Origin of the sequence: Viridibacillus soli, assembly GCF_016612995.1 — a bacterium.
In the GTDB taxonomy this organism is placed as follows: Bacteria; Bacillota; Bacilli; order Bacillales_A; family Planococcaceae; genus Viridibacillus; species Viridibacillus soli.
This window is the reverse complement of the sequence record NZ_JAEOAH010000030.1, coordinates 1-294: the sequence shown is the minus strand read 5'-3', so window position 1 is coordinate 294 and position 294 is coordinate 1. Positions and strand designations below refer to the sequence as shown.

General features: G+C 38.8%; 1 protein-coding gene. It reads left to right on the top strand.

Annotation, left to right across the window (positions count from 1 at the left end):
- Position 1: 1 nt before the first annotated feature.
- Positions 2-294, top strand: a 293-nt coding sequence (locus JFL43_RS16515; RefSeq protein ID WP_325166702.1) for a helix-turn-helix transcriptional regulator, incomplete at its 3' end; no start/stop codon positions are given.

The window sequence follows — 294 nt, the reverse complement described above, 5'->3', positions numbered from 1 at the left end:
GATTGAAAGTATCGCGAAACAAGCAAACGTTTCGGTATTTCATTTTCAACGAACATTTGCAGTGTTAACCGATATGTCTATTGGTGAGTATCTTCGAGGAAGACGATTAACATTAGCTGCACAGGAATTAGCTAATACAAACTGCAAAATAATTGATGTCGCCTACAAATATGGCTATGACACTCCCGAGGCTTTTTCAAAAGCATTTCGTAAGCAACATGGTGTAAAACCAAGTGACGTACAAAAGAACATGGGAAAGCTGAAATCTTATAATCGCCTGGTGATCCAGGTTAG